Source organism: Acinetobacter sp. S54 (assembly GCF_016624945.1).
In the GTDB taxonomy this organism is placed as follows: Bacteria; Pseudomonadota; Gammaproteobacteria; order Pseudomonadales; family Moraxellaceae; genus Acinetobacter.
The window spans coordinates 1-230 of the sequence record NZ_JACVUI010000040.1 but is presented as its reverse complement, the minus strand read 5'-3'; the positions used below and the strand labels follow the sequence as shown (position 1 = coordinate 230).

1 protein-coding gene is annotated in these 230 nt (G+C 52.2%); it reads left to right on the top strand.

The window, feature by feature from the left end:
- Nucleotides 1-230, top strand: a 230-nt coding sequence (locus tag IAE20_RS16715) for a hypothetical protein (RefSeq protein WP_200482943.1), incomplete at both ends; no start/stop codon positions are given.

Here is a 230-nt window from a genome sequence, read left to right as displayed (position 1 = left end):
GGATGCAGCAGAAAAGGCAAAACAACAAGCTGAGGCAAAAGCCAAAGCAGAAGCCGAGGCAAAAGCAAAACAGCAAGCCGAGGCAAAAGCCAAAGCGGATGCGGCAGCCAAAGCAAAACAGCAAGCCGAGGCAAAAGCCAAAGCGGATGCGGCAGCCAAGGCAAAACAACAAGCCGAGGCAAAAGCCAAAGCGGATGCAGCAGAAAAGGCAAAACAACAAGCTGAGGCAA